Source organism: Mucilaginibacter sp. KACC 22773 (assembly GCF_028736215.1).
In the GTDB taxonomy this organism is placed as follows: domain Bacteria; phylum Bacteroidota; class Bacteroidia; order Sphingobacteriales; family Sphingobacteriaceae; genus Mucilaginibacter.
Genome location: NZ_CP117883.1, coordinates 2,732,819 through 2,751,899 on the forward strand (window position 1 = coordinate 2,732,819; position 19,081 = coordinate 2,751,899).

The window sequence follows — 19,081 nt, forward strand, 5'->3', positions numbered from 1 at the left end:
GGTAAACTTAGATAAAGTTAGGGTTTAAACTTAATATGGGTAATTATTAATAATATTTTTTATTTAACCTTTAGGAAACTAATTGCAAATCATATGTTCTTTTTATTTGAATTATCGTTCTGCTTGGCACCAACTTTTTGTAGCTTTAGATAATTAAAAATACCATCTATGAAAACCAAAACCAGGCTAATTCTTTTATCAATTGTATTATTATTACTTGCGGGCTTTTTTTACTACCGGTTTTACTTTGTTTTTGGTGAGGGCGCTAAAGCAGGTACTATGAATTATTTTGTAAAAAAGGGTTATATTTTTAAAACTTATGAGGGCAGGCTGATACAGAATGGTATACGTACACAAACGCAAGGCAATATTGCTTCAAATGAGTTTATGTTTTCGGTAACAAATGAAAAAGTGGCTCAGCAGTTAAACAACAATGCCGGTTCGTACCTGGAATTACATTATAAAGAATACCTGCACACATTGCCTTGGAGAGGGGTTAGTGTATTTGTTGTTGATAGTATAATTTCGGCTAAACCAATAAACCCGGTTAATCCTTAAAAAAGACTATCGGCTTTACCGGAGTTAGGTTCTGTAATCTTACTTAAATTAAAGGCCAGTTGACCGCCAATATTGTTGGCTTTTATCAAGCCTTTATCAAACAGGTAGTTAAGTATATCGTCGGCATTTTTTTGGTGGGTGCCGGGGTTAGTGCCCGGTTCAAGCAGGCTTAGTTTTGCTGCAACTTCGCCCGCTGTTGCTTCACCTAACTGGGCAAGTGCAAATACAACATTATTTTGCACGCAAGCCGAGGGCGAATATTCATGCGGCACGTGTAATGGTTTGTAGTCATCAAAGAATGAATGATCGGCGCTATTCATGGTAATACAATTAAATATTTACAGCTTCGCGTAATGTCTTAACAGTTTCATGCGATGTTTTGAACCCCTCCAATTGCCATGCTAAAAGGTTTACAACCTTATCATCTTCCCAAATAAGCTCTTTATCGTCCTGTGCTTTCCTGTATGCTTTGATGATCACATCTTCTCCATACTCACAATCGGCCAGTATGCCCTGCCTGTCTTTATTGATAAGTACGGCTTTCAGGTTAACCCAGGTGTGATAAAATTTGCCCGATAATGTAGTGCCGTCGGTTGGGTGGCCACCTAAAAACAGGATATATTCTTTTAACTCGCTGACGTTATTTTTACTTTGATCAACATATTCATTAAATAGCAAAACCAGGTCACTTTCTGTTGAATCTTCAAGGGCCTTTTGATAACCTGCTATACGGTCGTTATTTATTTTGATCAGATCGTTAAGTGCCGAGATCTGGTGTTGGATATGCTGTAATACTCCCATGGCTTTATTTATATAATATAAACACAACATACTATGGGAGTTAATGTTTTGCGGATGTGTTAAGTAACTGAAATCAGGTATTCGGATTTTTGGATAGAGAGATATAATTAACGGAAAATTAAAACTTGTTACTCCTTCCCCTCTGCAGGTAAAGCAAAGCAAAAAGTAGATCCTTTTCCTTCCACACTGTTTACCCACATTCTGCCACCTTCACGTTTAATTATTTCCGACGATATGTATAACCCCAAACCCAAACCCGGGAAAGTATGTTGCTTGTCGCCACTAACCCTATAAAATTGTTCAAATACTCTATCTTTTTTATCATCAGGAATGCCAATGCCAAAGTCCTGCACACAAGCAATGGCTTCTTTATTTTTTAATCGGGTGCTCACAATTATCTGATCAGTATGTGGCGAGTATTTTATTGCATTAGTTATCAGGTTGGTAATTACCTGGCTTATGCGGTCTTTATCCGAATAAATCTGGCCGGTTTCGGTGAAATCAGCCACCAACTTATGTTTTTGCGTGGTATGCTGCAAATCATCTATGGTTTCTTTAATTACCTGGTTAAAATCAAACCACACTTTGTTAAATTGTAACCTGCCCGAGTTTATTTTCGTAACATCTAACAAATCGCCAATTAAATTAGTAAGCCGGTTTACCTGGGCGTCCATTCTGTTTACCATTTCGGCCTTTTTAGTTTCTCCTTCCCGGGTAAGCATGGCACCAAGTACCTGCGCATAGGCTTTTATACTGGTTACCGGCGTTTTCAACTCATGACTGGCGATGCCTAAAAAATCATCTTTTTGACGCTGCAACTGTTTTTGCTCGTCTATATCGGTATTGGTACCAAACCATTTAACAATCTTCCCGTCGTTAACAAAAGGAAATGCCTGGGCAAGGTGCCATTTATAAACCCGGTTTTTATCGAGCAGCCTAAACTCATATTGGTATATATCTCCGGTTTTTATCGATGATGTCCATGCTGCAACACATCCATCAGCATCTTCGGGATGTACCATGTTTAACCATGCTGTGCCAATTATCTGCTCCTGGCTTGTTCCAAAATAATCTGTTGCACGTTGGTTTACATAATCTATGTTACCATCTGTAGTCGCTGTCCATAATTGTACGGGCATAAAATCGGTAACAAACTCAAACTGCTTAATCTGGTCGTTTAGTTCCTGTCTGTCGGCAATTTCCCGGCGCATATCACGTGCTATTGTAGCGCGGCCTTGTGGTTTACCAGTAACCGAATCATACACCAGCATTGTTGTTCCATAAACAGGTATGGCGTCGCCGGTTTCAAAATGCTTGAAATTAATTTCACCCGACCATTTGCCATCTTTCATCAGCCCCTTGTTTACTTTATTAACCAGTTTAGCTAATTCGGACTTCGTTAAATACTCGCTGTTGTGTCGTTCCAGTTCGTGCTGGCTTTTTATGCCTAACATAACACGCCCGGCCGCATTAACATAACTTACATTGCCGTCCAGGTCAGACAGGCTAACAAAGTCAGAACTGTGATCAATAAGCGTTAATAACTTATATTGTTCATTATGTGCTTTTTTTTCAGGCCTCAGGTCGCGGGCAACAGTAGCCAGTCCAATGGCGTTATCCGAATAATCATCATTAATTCGGAACGAATTTACGTATACAGGTATCGGTTCGCCCGTTTTAAAATGCCTGTATCTTATTTCGCCACTCCATTTACCGTTTTCCTGTATAGCAGGTAATATTTTATCGGTTACAATTTGTCTGTCATCTTCATGGAAGTAATTAAATCCGGGTGTTAATGTATCGGCTGTGTCATTTATCCCCAATAAATTAAAACCAGACTTATTTAGGTAACTAACCTCGGCAGATGCGTTACCCAGTATAACGGTATCAGCAGTGTTTTCAACCAGGGCTATCAACTTTTGTTGCTCCTGCCTGTATAGTTGTTCGCGGGTAGCGTCCCTTATGATACCGGCAAAACGCCAAAGCTCGTTATTCAACCCGAAATATGCCTTGCCTTTACATTGAATCCAATGTTTCAGGCTCCCGTCCTTATTGATTGTTCTGAATGTAATATCATAATTGCCATCCGACGATGGATTGTACGCATTCTGGACAGCCTCCCTCACCCGAAATTCGTCTTCGGGATGGATGTACCTGAAAATATCGTTGTAAGTTATTTCATCGCCCGCCGAAAAACCGCATAGCTCTTTGCAGCGATCATCCCAAATCACAATTTTCTGGGGTGGGTAAAGATCCCATGTGCCTATTTCTGCTGCATGTAAAGTAAATTGTTTACGTTCCTCGCTTTCTTTTAATTTTTGGCGGGTTAATACCAATTCGGTAACATCTGCTGCTGTATTTAAAACTCCCCAAACCTGGCCATCGCTGTTCTTTATTGGCGTAAATACAAAGTTAAAGTAAAATGTTTCAAGACACTCATTTACAACTATATCAACACGCGCTTCTGTTGCCTCATAAGCTACCCCTGTATTATAAACATTGTTAAGGATATCAAAAACCGGTTGTGTTTTTAGTTCGGGCAATAATTCAAAATAAGGTTTACCAATAACATCATTGCCTTTTGCAAATATTTTGATGATGGCTTTATTGGCAATTTTTATCTGCATATCCCGCCCTACATAAAGACCAACCGGACTTGGCGATTCTTCGATTAACGTGCGAAAGATGTTTTCGTTATTGAGTAAACTTTGTTCTGTAGTGTTGGTCATTTACCTGGAAAAGTATGTAATAAAGCCTTTTAATTTATTGGTAATAAACTAAAAAAGCAGTAATGTGTTTTAATGAATTTTGATACGCTGTTATTGGAAATATCTGTAAGTTAGTTGTTTTTAGCCATATAAAGCTGGTTTTATAAACAATTAATTATCGGGCCATTGATGTAAATTATTTAAGTGATAACGGGCTAACGCTACATTTAGCAAACTAAAAAGCCGCTTCAATTTAATAAATAAATTCCCCCAGATAAAACAAATTATACCCGTATCGCATTATTAACCAATTAAATTGCAAATACATGTGCGTTTATAAAATGTACTAAGTAAAACGCTATTCACGATGAGTATAGTAAAAAAAGAAGAAAAGGGGAATTTTCCCACGTTACCTAAAAGCCAAACTGGTATAACAGGCTTAGATGAAATAACTGGCGGTGGGCTACCTAAAGGCCGCCCCACCTTAATATGTGGCGAAGCTGGCTGCGGTAAAACTTTAATGTCGCTCGAATTTATCATTCGCGGCGCAACGGAGTTTGGCGAGCCAGGTGTATTTATGGCGTTTGAGGAGAAGGCCGAGGAGTTGGCCATGAACGTAGCTTCATTAGGTTTTGACCTTATAAAGTTGCAAACCGATAACATGGTAAAGATTGATCATGTTCATATTGATCGTAGTGAGATTGAAGAAACAGGCGAATATGACCTGGAAGGCCTTTTTATAAGATTGGGCTATTCTATAGATGCAATTGGTGCTAAAAGGGTAGTGTTAGATACACTTGAAAATTTGTTTTCGGGCCTAACCGACCAAACTATTCTGCGGGCCGAACTACGCAGGTTATTTGGGTTTTTGAAGGGCAAAGGAGTTACTGCCATAATAACCGGCGAAAAAGGCGAAGGCCCATCTTTAACCCGGCAGGGCTTGGAAGAATATGTTTCTGATTGCGTTATCCTGCTTGACCATCGTGTTATCAACCAGATTTCTACCCGCAGGCTACGGGTTATCAAGTATCGCGGTTCACAACATGGCACTAACGAATATCCTTTTTTAATTGACGAAGACGGAATTTCTGTTTTACCGGTAACATCTTTAAAACTGGGAAAAGATGTGTCGTCGCAAAGAGTTTCTTCGGGTATTCCGGCTCTTGATAACATGCTGGGCGGGCGCGGTTTTTTCAAAGGTAGCAGCGTTTTAGTTTCAGGCACAGCCGGCACAGGAAAAACCAGTATAGCTGCATACTTTGCCAACGAAACCTGTAATAGCGGTAAAAGATGTTTGTACTTCGCGTTCGAGGAGTCGCCAAAACAAATTATCAGAAATATGAAATCTATCAATGTGGATATGCAAAAACACATTGATAATAACCTGCTGCAATTTTATGCATCCAGGCCTACTTTGTATGGCCTTGAAATGCACCTGGTGGCCATTTATAAACTTATTAAAAAATTTAAACCCGCCGCCGTTGTGCTTGACCCCATAACCAACCTCATCACTGTTGGCTCGGTAAGTGAAGTAAAATCAATGCTGATAAGGCTGATAGATTTTTTGCAGGAAGAACAAATTACGGTAATGTTTACGGCCCTCACCCTTAATACTATAATCAGCGACCAAACCGACGAAGGTGTTTCCTCGCTTGTTGATGCATGGCTATTGGTGCGTGATATTGAATATAACGGAGAGCGGAACAGAGGCATGTACATCATGAAATCGCGTGGTATGAAACATAGTAACCAGGTGCGTGAGTTTGTTATTACAGACAACGGGCTCGATCTGGTAGATGTATATCTTGGGCCTGATGGCGTACTTACCGGCTCGGCACGTGAAGCCGAAAAACTAAAAGAAAAAACCGGGCTTGCATTGAGAGATTTTGCTGTATCGCGTAAAGACAAGGAGATTATGCGCAAGCGAATGATGTTGGAATCAAAAATAACTAACCTAAAAGCAGAGTACGAATCAATTGAAGACGAGTTGAATAAAATTTATTTAGAGGAAGAACTAAAGCAACAGATAATAGAAAAGAACCGGGAAGAAATTACGAGGATGCGCAGAGGGACAACTGGTGCTGAAAAGAACAAGAGCTAAAATACAATGGAAGAAGAAATAGTAAAATATGAATTGAGGTTGTATGTTGCCGGCAAAACAGCCAAATCTGTCGCCGCGCTTGCCAACCTGAAAAAATATTGCGAAGAGTACTTAAAAGGCCAGTACGCAATTGAGGTAATAGATTTATTGGTGCAGCCCCAACTTGCCGAAGGCGACCAGATATTTGCAATACCTACCCTGGTAAGAAAGGTGCCTGAACCTATCAGGAAAATCATTGGCGATTTATCAAACGAAGAAAAAGTGCTGGTGGGTTTAAATATCAGGCCACGCTAAAGAAAATATAATGTCTGAACAAGATCAACTGCCACCTTTGGCCCGGAATTTAAACCTTGATGATGGGAGTGTTTTTCAGTTACGCTTGTTTGTAGCCGGAGCCTCGCCAAATTCAACGCGTGCTATATCCAATTTAAAGGGTATTTGCGAACAGTATTTAAAGGGCAATTATGAATTGGTAATTATAGACGTTTACCAACAGCCATTAATTGCCGAAAGTGAACAGATTATTGCCTTGCCGCTGCTAATTAAAAAAGCGCCAGGCGCCGAGCGCCGATTAATAGGCGACATGAGTAATATCGCCAAAGTACTTCGCGGGCTTGGTTTATATACTGATTATTAATATGAATCCTGCTAAATTGACATACGACGAGTTATTACAAGAGTTTCGGGAGCTTCAGCTTCAATTGGATGAAGCAAACGATACTATTGACGCCATACGAAATGGCCAGGTTGATGCACTTATTGTTAAAGATGATACCGGGCATCAATTATATACGCTTAAAACAGCCGACCAGACATACCGGGTTTTTATTGAAAAAATGAACGAGGGGGCTGTTACCCTGAACAGGGAAGGGGTAATCCTTTACAGTAATTCGCGTTTTGCAACGATGATGAACATGCCCTTAGAGCGGGTAATTGGATTAAGGTTTGAAACTTTTATACCCGAAATTTCTCAGGAAAGGTTTAATTATATGATTAATAATGGCTGGGAAGAAGATTGCAAAGGGGAGATTTTGTTAGCAGATAAAAGTGGCCATTTAACCCCTTGTTTGTTATCATGCACAACACTCAGTCTTGACGAAGGCCTGTCGCTTAGTTTGATACTTACCGATTTAACTACTCAAAAAGAAGCCGAATGGGAACTCAAAGTAAAAAATGATCAGCTTATTGCAGCACAGGAAGAAACTAAAAAATTGAATAATGAACTTGAGGATACAGTAAAGGAGCGTACGAAAGACTTACTGATAAGCAGGGAGCATTTTAAGCTGCTAAGCGACAATATTCCACAGATGAGCTGGACAAACCTGCCCAATGGCGAAATTGATTTTTTTAATCAGCAATGGTATAATTATACAGGCTTACGATTTAGTGAGACCGCAGGTTGGGGGTGGCAACGCGTAGTCCATCCGGATGACCTTGCGATAACCATGGATAAATATGTACATTCATTGAAAACCGGGGTTGTTTTTGAGGTAGAAAACCGCTATCTGCGTTGGGATGGAAAATACCGCTGGCATTTGAACAGGGCCATGCCCTTGAAAGGTGATAATGGAGAAATTGTTTTTTGGGTGGGCACAGCTACTGATATTGAAGATCAGAAACAGGAAATGGAACGTAAAGATGAATTTATAGGTGTAGCCAGCCATGAACTTAAAACACCGCTAACCAGCTTAAAAGGCTACATTCAACTCATCAGCGGCTATAATAAGGAACACGTGCCGCCGGTTGTTAAACAATATATTGAAAAAGCAGCGATTGCTGTAAATAAACTACAACGCCTGATAAATGACTTACTTGACGTGAGCAAAATACATGCGGGAAGGCTTGAATATGCGATCGAAGAAGTTAACTTGCGCGATTTGGTCGTAACATCGCTTGAGAACGCGCAGCACATGTATCCCCAGCATGAGTTTGATAACCTGGCCACATCCCCTTTTAAAATTATTGGAAATGCTGAAAGGTTAGAACAAGTAGTTATGAATTTTATAAATAACGCCGTAAAATACTCGCAGGTAAACAAAAAGATAATTATTAAAACCGAAATCAACGAAAGCGTGGTGCGCCTATCTGTTACCGATTTTGGAATTGGGTTATCTGCCGGGCAGATTGAGCGTATATTTGAACGTTTTTACCGCGTTGAAGATCAAAAATTCATGGCGAGTGGCCTGGGCATGGGGCTTTATATCAGCACCGAAATTATAAATAATCACAACGGCAAGATAGGAGTAGAGAGTGAATTGGGCAAAGGCGCAACCTTTTATTTTGAGTTGCCAATAATAGCTTAATATTTGCCCGTCAAATTATTTTAGGCTAAAATTGCGGTTACATTAATTACTTCTGATATTGGAGGTAAAATGGTTTGGTTAGCAAATCTATATATATCATAAACATGTCGGCCATCGATAACGGAAATGTATCAAGCGTAATAAGTACCAATGGTGCGGCTACTATTAGTTTCTATCACCCATCCCAAAATTCACTCCCATCTCATTTACTGCAAAAGCTGGCTAAAAGTATCCGGGAGGCAGGCGTCGATGACGCTGTAAAAGTGATTATATTAAAAAGTGAGGGCGATCGTACATTTTGTGCCGGCGCCAGCTTTGATGAACTGATGCAGATAAAGGATAAGGAACAAGGCTGCAAATTTTTTTCAGGCTTTGCTGATGTAATTAACGCGTGCCGCAAATCGCCCAAGCTAATTGTTGCCCGGGTGCAGGGGAAAGCCGTTGGCGGTGGGGTGGGCCTGGCAGCAGCAGCAGATTATTGTGTGGCTACCCAATTCGCCGCGATAAAGCTAAGCGAGCTTGCAATAGGGATAGGGCCATTTGTGATATCGCCGGCGGTGATACGTAAAGTTGGGTTACCGGCATTTTCGCAATTGACTTTTCAGGCAACTGAATTCCAAACTGCGCAATGGGCAAAAGAAAAGGGCTTGTATAACGAAGTATATGACGATATAACCTCTCTCGATTTTGCTGTTAATGAGTTAGTAAACAAACTTGTGTCGTATAATCCCGCGGCCTTAACTGCCCTTAAACAACTATTATGGGAAGGAACCAACGATTGGGATTCGTTATTAGCTGGTAGGGCGGCAATTAGTGGCGAACTTGTATTATCCGATTTTACCCAGCAGGCACTTCAGGTTTTTTTAACCTCAAAAAAATGAGTAGCTGTTAGTTTAATCAATAGGTTTTGATTTTTTTATGTACTAATCAAAATAGTTATTACCCACTGAATCCATCATCTATTAAAATTAGCTTTGGGCTGATTTTGTTATAACTTTATCAGGATAAATTTACAGCCCAAACTACATCCTGATTAAAGCGAAATATTTGGTAAATTATATAGCTTGCAGGAATATTTTATTTTAAATGTACTGTCCTCAAAAAAGCAAATTTATAACCTTTGTAAGCTTATTCACCATATTGGCAGGTGTATTAGTTATCTGTGGGTGGCTTTTGAACATAGACGCACTTAAAACACTCATACCCCAATATGTGACGGTGAAATTTAGCACTGCAATGTGCCTGTGTTTTTTGGGAGTAACTACTTTATTAACCCAACAATCTCCCAAAAAGAATATCAGGTTTGCATTAATTACACTATCAATCATCGTTGCGTTGTTTGGCTTATTTGGTTTATTGCAGGACCTGCTGCAGTTTCACGTCGTTACTGATCAATTTTTTAATGGCGGCAATGATACCTTAACCAATACCAGCTACTCTTATAATAGCTATGCAACCATAAACACTTCTATTTGTACCTTGTTGTTAGGTTTGGCCTTTTTGCTGCTTGGTTACAAGCAACAGAAAATACAACTGATGGGGCAGTATATGCTTCATGTTGTTACACTTATTTCAACTGTTGCCATCATCGGTTATTTATATGGCCTGTCGCTGTTTTATAAGTTCAGCTATGTGAGTTCGATGCCGGTGCATACCGCATCGTTGTTTTTGGGGATTTCAATAGCAGCCTCGCTTTTGCATCCCCAATATGGCTTTACCAATTTGTTTACAGGTAGCAGGGTGGGTAATCAAATGGCCCGTAAGTTATTTTTACCGTTGGAACTGATATTTGTTGTTTTGGGTTTTCTTAGGTTTAAAACACAATATAACCACCTGGTTACACTTGAGGTTAGTATATATATGCTACCCCTCATCATGCTTGTCATTTGCCTTACCATAGTTGCTTTAACCGCAATATGGCTTAACCGCATAGATGAAAAACGCTCTGCGGCGGAAAATGAAGTTATTTCAATTAACAGTTCGCTTGAGAAAAGGGTAGCAGAACGATCTGTTGAACTAACAGCACTGGTAAACAAACTTGGCGAAAGTGAACGCCGGTACCGTTTGCTTATTGAACATGCTTCAGATGCCATATATGTGCTTAATTTCGACAATAATTTTACCGAAGTAAACGCCAGCATGTGCAAAATGACCGGTTACTCGCGTGAAGAACTTTTACAACTTAATTTAGTAAACCTGATTGAGCCCGGGCATCTTAAAATTGACCCCATTGTCTTGAGCCCGGATGAATTGGCTGAGGCAGTTATTAAAGAACGTCGTTTTCTGAAGAAAGACGGCACCAGTTTTGACGTAGAAGTAAACGTAAAAAAATTTTCAGACGACCGCATCCTGGTTATAGCCCGCGATATTACAGCACGTAAGGCAATGGAAACCGAGCTAAGACTTGCGGAACTAAAATTCAGAACTTTGGCCGAAAAATCAATGGTGGGCATCTACATTGTTCAAAAGAGGAAATTTACCTATGTAAATCCACGTTTTGCACAGGTTTTTGGCTATAGCCAGGAAGAGCTTATTAATGCCCCATCTGCAGCAATGGTTGTTAGCGAGCAACACAGGGACATCGCGTTAGAGCACATCCGTGCCCGGTTAGCAGGAGAGATTGACAGTATCGATTACGAGGCAATTGGCCAACGGGCAGATGGATCATTAAACTGGGTAGAGTTTTATGGTAACATGGTAACCATTAATGGCGAACCCACCATTATAGGATCAATGATAGATATAACAGAAAGGAAAGAGGCTGAGGAATTGCTGCGCCAATCTGAACTGAAATATAAATTGCTGTTTGATAGCAACCCATTACCCATGTGGATGATCTCGAAAGACGATCTTTCGATAATTGCTGCAAATAAAGCTGCAACAAGACACTACGGGTATACCATTGATGAGTTTTTACAGATGAATGCCAGGGATCTTAGAATTGAAGAGGATTGGAGCGCCATGGTTGATAGCTTTAATAAAAACACTTCTGACTCAGGAGATCAGGGTATTTTTAAACATCAAAGGAAAAATGGATCGATAATTAATGTTCAGATCATTACACAGGATATTGTATTTAATGGGCGGCCGGTGAGGCTATCATTGGCTAACGATATTACTGAAAAAATTAAGTCGGAAGAGTTACTGCGCAAATCAGAAGCTAACCTTCAAACAATTTTAAATACCACAGATTCTGCTTATGCGCTGTTTGATAAAAACCTGCGTGTACTGGCATATAATACGATGGCTGCGAAGTTTATAAAAACGCAATATAAGCACGAACAGGATGGCGCTGATTTGCCTGCAGATTATTTTCCCATTGAACGGTTTCCTCAGCTTGAAAAGTTTGCCGGCCAGGTGTTAACCGGACATCATGTAAGTTATGAAATTGATTACCAGCAGCCCAATGGTGATACGATGTGGTATGACGTAAGGTTGTTGCCAATTATTGACAGCAATGATCTGATATTGGGGCTTATGATATCGCTTTATGACATTACCGAAAGAAAGAATGCCGAAAGCGATCTGAAAGCTGCTTATGAACGGATTCATGCTCAGATAAACAGCATAAAAACAATGGCCTGGAAGCAATCTCACTTTATGCGCAGCCCTGTTGCCAATTTAAAGGGACTTGCAGCAATGCTTAAAGATGATCCGGGGGATGCCACGGCTTTAGCTTATGTTATGTTGGAACTTGACCGTCTTGACGCTGTAATAATTGAAATGGCAAATGATGCAGCCATCCATGAGGATTAAATGGTTTGAATATTCAAAATGAAAGTCTATCCGGTATTGCAGGATGGGTTTCATTTTGAATATTTTTTATTTACGTATTACCAGCGGCGGTGGCCATGAAATGGCCTATAATATGCCCTGTGATAGTACGGTCTGCAATTGCTTACTGAAGTGTAATATCGTGGTCTGCCGTAATAAACACTTCTGTCATAGTAAACGGGTTCGGGGTAGTAAGGGCGATAATCATCGGCCATAATAACCCGGTGATGTGGGTAGCCATATCCAAATGACGCGGCAATCGAGATACTTTGAGCTTTGGCAAATTGAAATGAAAATAATATGGCCAGGGTTATTATCGAAATTTTAATCAGTTTCATGGCTTTAAAAATTTATTAGTTAATAACTTTGTCTACATTTATATTGACTGGAAAATAAACCACCGGTTTAATTTTTTTATTCTTTTTAAGCATGTATTACATCATTTTTACGGTACTACTTTTGTCTATTGTGCTAACAATTTCATACATAGTATCTTATTTTGGGAGATTGCGGGCTAAAGAAAAAAAACTGGAGAAAATCAAAAATAAATGGGCTAAACCGGTAAACTCTAAGCGCAATTTCGATTTGATAAAGATTTACCTGGATGAAGATATTACTAAAGGCAAAATAACAGCGGTAACCTCGGATGATCTTGACCTGAAAAATGTTTTTAACTATATAGACAGAACTAATTCAAAACCCGGAAAACAATTATTATATAAAAAACTACATTTTCCGGAAACATCACTTGATAATTTATTGAAACTTGATGCTAAGGTAACGGCCCTGAACGCGGATGCACCTAATCGCGAATTTTTGGAACTCGAACTTTCAAAGCTCAACCATAGTAATGCCTATCAAATTCCCAACTTATTTTTAAAAACGCATACGCCATTATTTGCACCTGTAATGGCTTTGTACGTTAAAATCGTGCCGTATTTAATTTTAACGGTAATTATTTCACTTATTGTTATACCTAACCCTGTTAGCCTGATTATATTGGGCGTTCTGTTGGGTTATAACACAATATTTCATTTTGCCAGCAAGAAAAAGACAGCTGGATATTCTGACTCACTGCCCCAACTGTTAATAATGCATAAAGTAGCCGTTTGGTTAGTTAAATATGCCAATATCGGCGATACAGGTGACATCAAAAGGTGCCTCGTAAATCTCGCCGGCCTGAGACGATCATTGACTATTGTGAATTTCGAAAGTGAGCTGGTGGTTGATTCGGACTCCCCTGGCTATGCGGTATTCCAGTTTTTTAAGGTGCTTTTTCTGCTCGAACCCCATATCTACACCAATTCAATAAACCACATTGGCAAATTCCGCGACGATATTGAAAAGGTGTACAACTTTGTAGCCGAGGTAGATATGCTGATAGCCATACAATCGGTAAGGGAAGGTTTGCCGTTTTATAGCAAGCCTGAATTTATCAGCGAGGATGCCAAAATGGAAATTACCGACCTGTTCCATCCTTTGATAGATAATTGTGTGCCTAATTCATTGTATACCCGGGCAGATAGGGGAGCTTTGATAACCGGCTCAAACATGTCGGGGAAAACTACATTCATTAAGGCAATAGCAATCAATACTTTGTTGGCCCAAACTATATTTACCAGCTGCGCCAAGGCTTACAAGGCACCATTCCTGAAAATACAAACCAGTATCAAAATAACAGATAGTATTGAAGAGCAACAAAGCTTTTTTCAGGCACAGGCGATGGCTATATTAAATATTGTTGATAGCAGCAGTGCTGCCGAAGAAATTAAAAGCCTGGTTATTATAGATGAAATTTTCAGGGGAACAAATACAATTGAACGTATTGCGGCCGCAAAATCGGTATTATCATATATCACAGCCAATGATAATTTTGTTTTTGTATCTACCCATGACCTTGAACTGGCCGAATTACTTGACGAAGACTTTGCCATTTACTCGTTTGAAGATTCCAAATCGGGCAAAACGCTGGTATTTGATTACAAATTAAAAGAGGGACTGCTTAAAAGCAAAAATGGTATTGCCATATTGGCCTCCATGGGCTATCCGGAATCTGTAATTGATGACGCCAATATTGTTAGCGAACGCATGATGTTGAAATATATGGAGTAGGGGACTACTCCCCCTCATACAGTTTCAGCTTATTCCTAAGCCCACGCATATTTTCCTGCATTTGCTCAATCCTGTCAAGCATATGGGTTATAGCCTCGATGCCTGCAATATTGATGTCCAACTCGTGCAAGCTAATTATTTTCTGAAGTTTTTTCAATTCCGACTCGGGAATGAATATGGTTTGGTCAACTTCTTTAACATCAACAAGCCCCGCCTGCCGCAATGAAGTAATAAAAGTGAACTCTACATTATGGTAAACACAAAATTCATCGACTGTAATTAGATTCTCCGTTTTCATAATATTCAGGATTTTGACAGTTCTTCAAACAGTTGCTTTTGTTTTTCGGTAAGGTTGGTTGGTATTTTTATATTATAGGTAAGATATAAGTCGCCAAACTCATTCTCTTTTTTATAAACTGGCATACCCTTGCCTTTCAGTTTTACCTTAGTGCCATTTTGAGTTTCGGGCTTTACTTTAACTTTTACTTTTCCGGTTGGCGTTTCGGCCATGATCTCTCCACCTAATACCGCTGTATATAAATCAAGATCAATGGTATTATAAAGGTTGGCGCCATCGCGTTTAAAACGGGCATCGGCAGGGATATTGAATTTAATAAACAGATCGCCGGCTGGGCCTCCATTTACACCCTGGCCCCCATGGCCTGCAATTTTAATAGTTTGGCCATTTTCAATTCCTGCCGGGATAGTAATTCGTATATTTTTTCCGTTAACGGTAAGCGTTTGCTTATGTGTTTGCAAAGTATCCTGCAGGTTCAATTGGAATTCGGCATTCAAATCCTGTCCGCGGTACCCTGTGCGGCGGCCGCCCCCTGCGCCTCCGGCTCCACCAAACATTGATTGGAAGAAATCCGAAAAATCTTCGCCTCCGCCAAAGCCGCCTCCAAATCCTTCAAAGCCACCCGTCCCACCATTGCTACGTTGCCGGTTTTGTTGCTGCCTGGTTTGTTGTTCATATGCTTCGCCATGTTGCCAGTTTTCGCCGTATTTATCGTATTTTTTCCGTTTTTCGGGGTCGCTTAGTACTTCATTGGCCTCGTTTATTTCCTGGAATTTTTTATTCGCTTCAGCGTCGTTGGGGTTTAAGTCGGGATGATATTTGCGGGCCAGCTTGCGGTAAGCATTTTTAACGTCTTTGTCCGAAGCTGCCTTGTCTACCCCTAATATTTTATAATAATCAATAAAAGCCATGATTGGTTGATGTGTAACTTATTCTAATAACTGTATAAAGATAAGATGGTTTTCAAATAATCCGGCATTATAAACGGTCAACATTTGGTTATATATTCTAATTATATCACGCGGTTGTTTTTACCAGATTTGTAATGCCGCCAAACATCAGGATCGTTTTACCTGGGAGTGAATAGCGATGAAAGAAAAAATATAAAGTTTAAAATAGTAGTGTAAATTTGATACATGCAAAACCAATTTTTTCACCTCTTTAGCGATATCAAAACCAAAGAGATTGCGCCGGGATATTTTTCAAAACTGATCCACACCAAATCCAACACCATCAATTTTATTGAAGTAAAGGCTGGCATATCTTTACCGATGCATAAACACGTACACGAACAATCTTCGTTTGTGCTGGAAGGCAAATTTGAGCTTACTGTTGATGGTATTCCGCAGGTGTTAGATCCCGGGATGTTTGCAATCATCCCATCAAATATTGTGCATGGTGGTACCGCTGTTACTGATTGCAAACTAATTGATATTTTTAGCCCTGCCCGCGAGGATTATAAATTATTGTAAGCGGTTAATTTTGTTAGGGATTTATTGCTGTAAATACTAAGTTTGCCCTCCCAAAAAACAACATACTATGCCAATAACCAAAGCAACGCTTACCGACGTGGCCGAACTAAATATATTAATTAATAGTGCCTACCGGGGCGAAGAATCAAAAAAAGGCTGGACTACAGAAACAGACCTGGTTGGCGGTATCAGGATTGATGAACCGATGTTGATTGATTACCTGAATAACGATGCCATCACTATTTTAAAATATACCAACACAGATGGCAAGATCATAGGTACGGTATATCTTGAAGTTAAAGGGGATAAGTTATACCTGGGTATGTTTAGCGTATCGCCGGCGCTGCAAAATGGGGGAGTGGGTCGCGCTTTAATTGAGGAGGCCGAAGTTATTGCAAAGCGACTTAACCTCCATACCATCAGCATGACGGTAATACGTAGCCGCAAAGAGTTGATTAGCTGGTATGAGCGGCGCGGTTACGCATTCACGGGCGAAATTCAGCCATTTCATGATCACGGCCGTTTTGGAGCACCAAAAGAATTGATAGAACTTATTGTAATGGAAAAAACGGTTTAAGCGCCGTTATTCATTAGTTGCTGAAAACTATCAATAAACTGGCCCACGTGTAAGCCATCTACCAGGGCGTGATGTACATGGATAGATACAGGCATTGATCTTTTGCCATCCTCTTGTATTGTCATTTTGCCAAAGGAGATCTTGGGGCAGCTATCTTCAATACCAAACATCCGGGCATGCGATATACTGGTAAAGTCGATCCACGGTAATGACGAAAACCGGATGATATTGGTTGCCGAAGAGCGTACCAGCTCATTGGATTATTGCACCTGCTCAACCTCCTGATTGGCGGTAACTATAAATTCATCAAATGAAGGCGCGTATGGAAACGATCCGAAGCCGAATGTGCCATTTGCACGCCCAACGGTTGATCCTCCGTCTACCTGATCGTGGATGTATACTTCATCACCTTCGATGCGATAAGTAAATTCGGCTATTTTTTGCGAAGCAGCTAACGCAAGGTACATGGTGTATAAAAAGAATGATGCCTTTTTTTCTTTGGCAAATACGTACGCGGCTGTACAATCCATAATTACGGTTACACCGTAATAAGGCTCGTCAAATTGCTTAAAGAAAAGAAAATGTTCTTTGCGTACCCAGGTATCAAGATCTAATTTTTTCTTCATCCTTTTACCGATGATAAAATATCTGTAAGCTTATCGGCCTGCATAAATTTTTCATGACTTAAGCTTGTCTCCACATGTTCATGTGCCCAGGTGGTATGATAGGGTACATGTATAGCATATCCGCCAATATTCAACACCGGCATTACATCCGATTTAAGCGAATTGCCCACCATCATAAACTCTTCAGGGTTGATATCAAGGTGTTTTATCAGTTTAATATAATCATCTTCCTTTTTATCGCTCATAATCTCGATATGGTGAAAATAATGCGACAGGCCCGATTTTTTTAGTTTACGTTCCTGGTCAAGCAGATCGCCTTTTGTGGCTACAACCAGGCGATAATCGGTTTTTAGCGTTGATAAAACGTGCTCCACGCCATCCAGCAGTTCAATAGGCTCATTAAGCATCTCCCGCCCATATTGTAAAATAATGTTGATGGTATCAATACCAATCTTATTGTCTGATATTTTTAATGCGGCTTCAATCATGCTCAGGATATAGCCTTTTATGCCGTATCCGTAAAGGGGCAGGTTATCAACCTCTACCTTAAAAAGCTCCTTTGAAATATCATGTTCGGGCAAAAAATCTTCCAGCAGGCTGCAAAACTTTCTCTCTGTATTCTGAAAATAAGGTTCGTTAACCCAAAGGGTATCGTCGGCATCAAAAGCGATAACTTTTAATTTCATGGTAATTGGTAAACTGATTGCAATAATAACGATACCGCTTGAATTATTTGGCAAAATTGCATTAATGGCAGTGCAAACGCATCTAAGTTGGGTTAACATAACTTAACACATTTCAGGAATATATTTATAAATATCTAATAATCAGTACTTTGCAATTCAGATAAGGTTAACATTAAACTGATGTTTTGCCAAATTTAAACGCATAAATTTTTGAGCCTATTAGTGGCCAAAATAGGTACCAAACAGATTTAAATCTTTTAGTAAGAAGCACGTAATAAACACAAAGTAAGCAATATCTTTTTTAATAATCCGGTAACCTTTTTTTCAAAAACTGGTCTCCATGATGCAACCTTTGTTTTTAAAACAACGTCCTATAACCAACATGATCAAAACTATTCAATTAATGGAAGAGATACTGCCCCCTTTAAAAGAATTTATTGTTGATTATTGCAGCCGCTACAAAATTCGCAGTGTAGATCCCGGCAGCCTTTGCCTTGAAACCAGCCTTGATCTTGACCTCGATATTTTTGATATCGAAATAGACCTCTTTCTGGCCGATTTTACCGATCAGTTTAAAATAGACCAATCTAAATTTACCTGGTACAAATACGGGTACCCCAAAGGTTCAACCCGGGTAAGGATGATAAAAATGGTGTTTGGGTATAACAGCACCTGGGTAAAGCAACTTGCACACTACTGTTACAAACCCAAGTTTAAAGTGCGCAATTTGCAGGACGCCGTTATAACCGGCATGTTGGTGTAATCGCAAAGCCCGCCGATCTGACTGAAAATCTGCATTGCAGCCGCAAATAGGGTATCACCTAAAATATTTTTGCTTTGTGTTAAAGATCAGTAGCCCTTGTATGGGTACGCTTTACATAATTACGGATATCGAGCACAATACCGGCGAAGAAGTAGAATATAAGGGGGAAACCTACCGCTAAAAACGATGAATAAATAAAAAACAAACGGATTTTGGCTATCGAAATGTTGAATTTTTCGCCCAGGTATGTACATACACCGAAGGAGTAGCGTTCAAAAAAAGTTAATATTCTTTGTAGCATG

At 39.8% G+C, this 19,081-nt stretch carries 19 protein-coding genes and 1 pseudogene; 11 read left to right on the plus strand and 9 right to left on the minus strand.

Going from position 1 to position 19,081, the window contains the following annotated elements; genetic code table 11:
* Positions 1–168: 168 nt before the first annotated feature.
* Positions 169–558: a DUF8785 domain-containing protein gene (locus tag PQ469_RS11600; protein ID WP_274213106.1), complete on the plus strand. Its 390-nt coding sequence runs from the start codon at positions 169–171 to the stop codon at positions 556–558.
* Here the strand turns inward: PQ469_RS11600 and PQ469_RS11605 are convergent.
* From PQ469_RS11605 to PQ469_RS11615, 3 genes are all read right to left on the minus strand, one after another.
* Positions 555–878, minus strand: coding sequence for a hypothetical protein (locus PQ469_RS11605; RefSeq protein WP_274213107.1), 324 nt, complete (start codon positions 876–878; stop codon positions 555–557). The genes PQ469_RS11600 and PQ469_RS11605 overlap by 4 nt on opposite strands.
* 10 nt (positions 879–888) lie before the next feature.
* Positions 889–1,359 (minus strand): ferritin-like domain-containing protein, encoded by a 471-nt coding sequence (locus PQ469_RS11610; RefSeq protein ID WP_177183843.1) that lies wholly within the window; start codon positions 1,357–1,359, stop codon positions 889–891.
* Between the two features lie 128 nt (positions 1,360–1,487).
* Positions 1,488–4,088: a PAS domain S-box protein gene (locus PQ469_RS11615; RefSeq protein WP_274213108.1), complete on the minus strand. Its 2,601-nt coding sequence runs from the start codon at positions 4,086–4,088 to the stop codon at positions 1,488–1,490.
* Between the two features lie 346 nt (positions 4,089–4,434).
* On the opposite strand from PQ469_RS11615, the gene kaiC reads away from it, so the two are divergent.
* The 6 genes from kaiC to PQ469_RS11645 all read left to right on the plus strand — a co-directional run bounded on the left by kaiC (position 4,435) and on the right by PQ469_RS11645 (position 12,227).
* The gene (gene kaiC / locus PQ469_RS11620) at positions 4,435–6,168 is read left to right on the plus strand and encodes a circadian clock protein KaiC (RefSeq protein ID WP_274213109.1); all 1,734 of its coding nucleotides are present in this window, start codon (positions 4,435–4,437) and stop codon (positions 6,166–6,168) included.
* Between the two features lie 6 nt (positions 6,169–6,174).
* Positions 6,175–6,462, plus strand: a complete 288-nt coding sequence (locus PQ469_RS11625) for a circadian clock KaiB family protein (RefSeq protein ID WP_090650727.1) — start codon at positions 6,175–6,177, stop codon at positions 6,460–6,462.
* Between the two features lie 10 nt (positions 6,463–6,472).
* The gene (locus PQ469_RS11630; protein WP_274213110.1) at positions 6,473–6,805 is read left to right on the plus strand and encodes a circadian clock KaiB family protein; all 333 of its coding nucleotides are present in this window, start codon (positions 6,473–6,475) and stop codon (positions 6,803–6,805) included.
* 1 nt (position 6,806) lies between these two features.
* Positions 6,807–8,471, plus strand: coding sequence for a PAS domain-containing sensor histidine kinase (locus tag PQ469_RS11635; protein WP_274213111.1), 1,665 nt, complete (start codon positions 6,807–6,809; stop codon positions 8,469–8,471).
* Between the two features lie 104 nt (positions 8,472–8,575).
* Positions 8,576–9,352 (plus strand): enoyl-CoA hydratase/isomerase family protein, encoded by a 777-nt coding sequence (locus PQ469_RS11640; RefSeq protein ID WP_090650741.1) that lies wholly within the window; start codon positions 8,576–8,578, stop codon positions 9,350–9,352.
* Between the two features lie 337 nt (positions 9,353–9,689).
* On the plus strand, positions 9,690–12,227 hold the full coding sequence (locus PQ469_RS11645; RefSeq protein ID WP_274213112.1) for a PAS domain-containing protein: 2,538 nt from the start codon (positions 9,690–9,692) through the stop codon (positions 12,225–12,227).
* A 77-nt stretch (positions 12,228–12,304) separates the two neighbouring features.
* Here PQ469_RS11645 and PQ469_RS11650 read toward each other — a convergent pair whose 3' ends face one another.
* Positions 12,305–12,583: a hypothetical protein gene (locus tag PQ469_RS11650; RefSeq protein WP_274213113.1), complete on the minus strand. Its 279-nt coding sequence runs from the start codon at positions 12,581–12,583 to the stop codon at positions 12,305–12,307.
* A gap of 91 nt (positions 12,584–12,674) precedes the next feature.
* Between PQ469_RS11650 and PQ469_RS11655 the strand changes: the two genes are divergently transcribed.
* The gene (locus PQ469_RS11655; protein ID WP_274213114.1) at positions 12,675–14,357 is read left to right on the plus strand and encodes a MutS-related protein; all 1,683 of its coding nucleotides are present in this window, start codon (positions 12,675–12,677) and stop codon (positions 14,355–14,357) included.
* 4 nt (positions 14,358–14,361) lie between these two features.
* Here PQ469_RS11655 and PQ469_RS11660 read toward each other — a convergent pair whose 3' ends face one another.
* Entirely contained in the window at positions 14,362–14,655 is a 294-nt protein-coding gene (locus PQ469_RS11660; RefSeq protein ID WP_090650749.1) for a chaperone modulator CbpM, read from the minus strand.
* Positions 14,656–14,660: 5 nt separating this feature from the next.
* Positions 14,661–15,566: a J domain-containing protein gene (locus PQ469_RS11665; RefSeq protein WP_274213115.1), complete on the minus strand. Its 906-nt coding sequence runs from the start codon at positions 15,564–15,566 to the stop codon at positions 14,661–14,663.
* Between the two features lie 225 nt (positions 15,567–15,791).
* Between PQ469_RS11665 and PQ469_RS11670 the strand changes: the two genes are divergently transcribed.
* Together PQ469_RS11670 and PQ469_RS11675 are read left to right on the plus strand one after the other, a co-directional pair.
* Positions 15,792–16,127 (plus strand): cupin domain-containing protein, encoded by a 336-nt coding sequence (locus tag PQ469_RS11670; protein ID WP_274213116.1) that lies wholly within the window; start codon positions 15,792–15,794, stop codon positions 16,125–16,127.
* Positions 16,128–16,194: 67 nt separating this feature from the next.
* Complete coding sequence (locus tag PQ469_RS11675; protein WP_090650758.1) at positions 16,195–16,704, plus strand: GNAT family N-acetyltransferase; 510 nt, start codon at positions 16,195–16,197, stop codon at positions 16,702–16,704.
* Here PQ469_RS11675 and PQ469_RS11680 read toward each other — a convergent pair.
* Both PQ469_RS11680 and PQ469_RS11685 read right to left on the minus strand, forming a co-directional pair.
* Positions 16,701–17,330 (minus strand): annotated as a pseudogene (locus PQ469_RS11680) (CatA-like O-acetyltransferase). The gene PQ469_RS11675 and the pseudogene PQ469_RS11680 sit on opposite strands and share 4 nt — an antisense overlap.
* Entirely contained in the window at positions 17,327–18,016 is a 690-nt protein-coding gene (locus PQ469_RS11685) for an HAD family hydrolase (protein ID WP_274213117.1), read from the minus strand. The pseudogene PQ469_RS11680 and the gene PQ469_RS11685 overlap by 4 nt, the downstream one beginning before the upstream one ends.
* Positions 18,017–18,398: 382 nt before the next feature.
* Here PQ469_RS11685 and PQ469_RS11690 point away from each other — a divergent pair, with 382 nt between their 5' ends.
* A complete protein-coding gene (locus PQ469_RS11690) occupies positions 18,399–18,779 on the plus strand; it encodes a DUF1493 family protein (protein WP_158643021.1) in 381 nt (126 codons plus the stop codon).
* A 79-nt stretch (positions 18,780–18,858) separates the two neighbouring features.
* Here the strand turns inward: PQ469_RS11690 and PQ469_RS11695 are convergent, their stop codons facing one another.
* The gene (locus tag PQ469_RS11695; protein ID WP_090650769.1) at positions 18,859–19,080 is read right to left on the minus strand and encodes a PspC domain-containing protein; all 222 of its coding nucleotides are present in this window, start codon (positions 19,078–19,080) and stop codon (positions 18,859–18,861) included.
* Between the last annotated feature and the right edge of the window lies 1 nt (position 19,081).

Bases quoted from the DNA above. Each gene is read 5' to 3' on its own strand.
- PQ469_RS11600 (WP_274213106.1), top strand. From the start codon at position 169: ATGAAAACCAAAACCAGGCTAATTCTTTTATCAATTGTATTATTATTA.
- PQ469_RS11605 (WP_274213107.1), bottom strand. From the start codon at position 878: ATGAATAGCGCCGATCATTCATTCTTTGATGACTACAAACCATTACAC.
- PQ469_RS11610 (WP_177183843.1), bottom strand. From the start codon at position 1,359: ATGGGAGTATTACAGCATATCCAACACCAGATCTCGGCACTTAACGAT.
- PQ469_RS11615 (WP_274213108.1), bottom strand. From the start codon at position 4,088: ATGACCAACACTACAGAACAAAGTTTACTCAATAACGAAAACATCTTT.
- kaiC (WP_274213109.1), top strand. From the start codon at position 4,435: ATGAGTATAGTAAAAAAAGAAGAAAAGGGGAATTTTCCCACGTTACCT.
- PQ469_RS11625 (WP_090650727.1), top strand. From the start codon at position 6,175: ATGGAAGAAGAAATAGTAAAATATGAATTGAGGTTGTATGTTGCCGGC.
- PQ469_RS11630 (WP_274213110.1), top strand. From the start codon at position 6,473: ATGTCTGAACAAGATCAACTGCCACCTTTGGCCCGGAATTTAAACCTT.
- PQ469_RS11635 (WP_274213111.1), top strand. From the start codon at position 6,807: ATGAATCCTGCTAAATTGACATACGACGAGTTATTACAAGAGTTTCGG.
- PQ469_RS11640 (WP_090650741.1), top strand. From the start codon at position 8,576: ATGTCGGCCATCGATAACGGAAATGTATCAAGCGTAATAAGTACCAAT.
- PQ469_RS11650 (WP_274213113.1), bottom strand. From the start codon at position 12,583: ATGAAACTGATTAAAATTTCGATAATAACCCTGGCCATATTATTTTCA.
- PQ469_RS11655 (WP_274213114.1), top strand. From the start codon at position 12,675: ATGTATTACATCATTTTTACGGTACTACTTTTGTCTATTGTGCTAACA.
- PQ469_RS11660 (WP_090650749.1), bottom strand. From the start codon at position 14,655: ATGAAAACGGAGAATCTAATTACAGTCGATGAATTTTGTGTTTACCAT.
- PQ469_RS11665 (WP_274213115.1), bottom strand. From the start codon at position 15,566: ATGGCTTTTATTGATTATTATAAAATATTAGGGGTAGACAAGGCAGCT.
- PQ469_RS11670 (WP_274213116.1), top strand. From the start codon at position 15,792: ATGCAAAACCAATTTTTTCACCTCTTTAGCGATATCAAAACCAAAGAG.
- PQ469_RS11675 (WP_090650758.1), top strand. From the start codon at position 16,195: ATGCCAATAACCAAAGCAACGCTTACCGACGTGGCCGAACTAAATATA.
- PQ469_RS11685 (WP_274213117.1), bottom strand. From the start codon at position 18,016: ATGAAATTAAAAGTTATCGCTTTTGATGCCGACGATACCCTTTGGGTT.
- PQ469_RS11690 (WP_158643021.1), top strand. From the start codon at position 18,399: ATGATCAAAACTATTCAATTAATGGAAGAGATACTGCCCCCTTTAAAA.
- PQ469_RS11695 (WP_090650769.1), bottom strand. From the start codon at position 19,080: ATGCTACAAAGAATATTAACTTTTTTTGAACGCTACTCCTTCGGTGTA.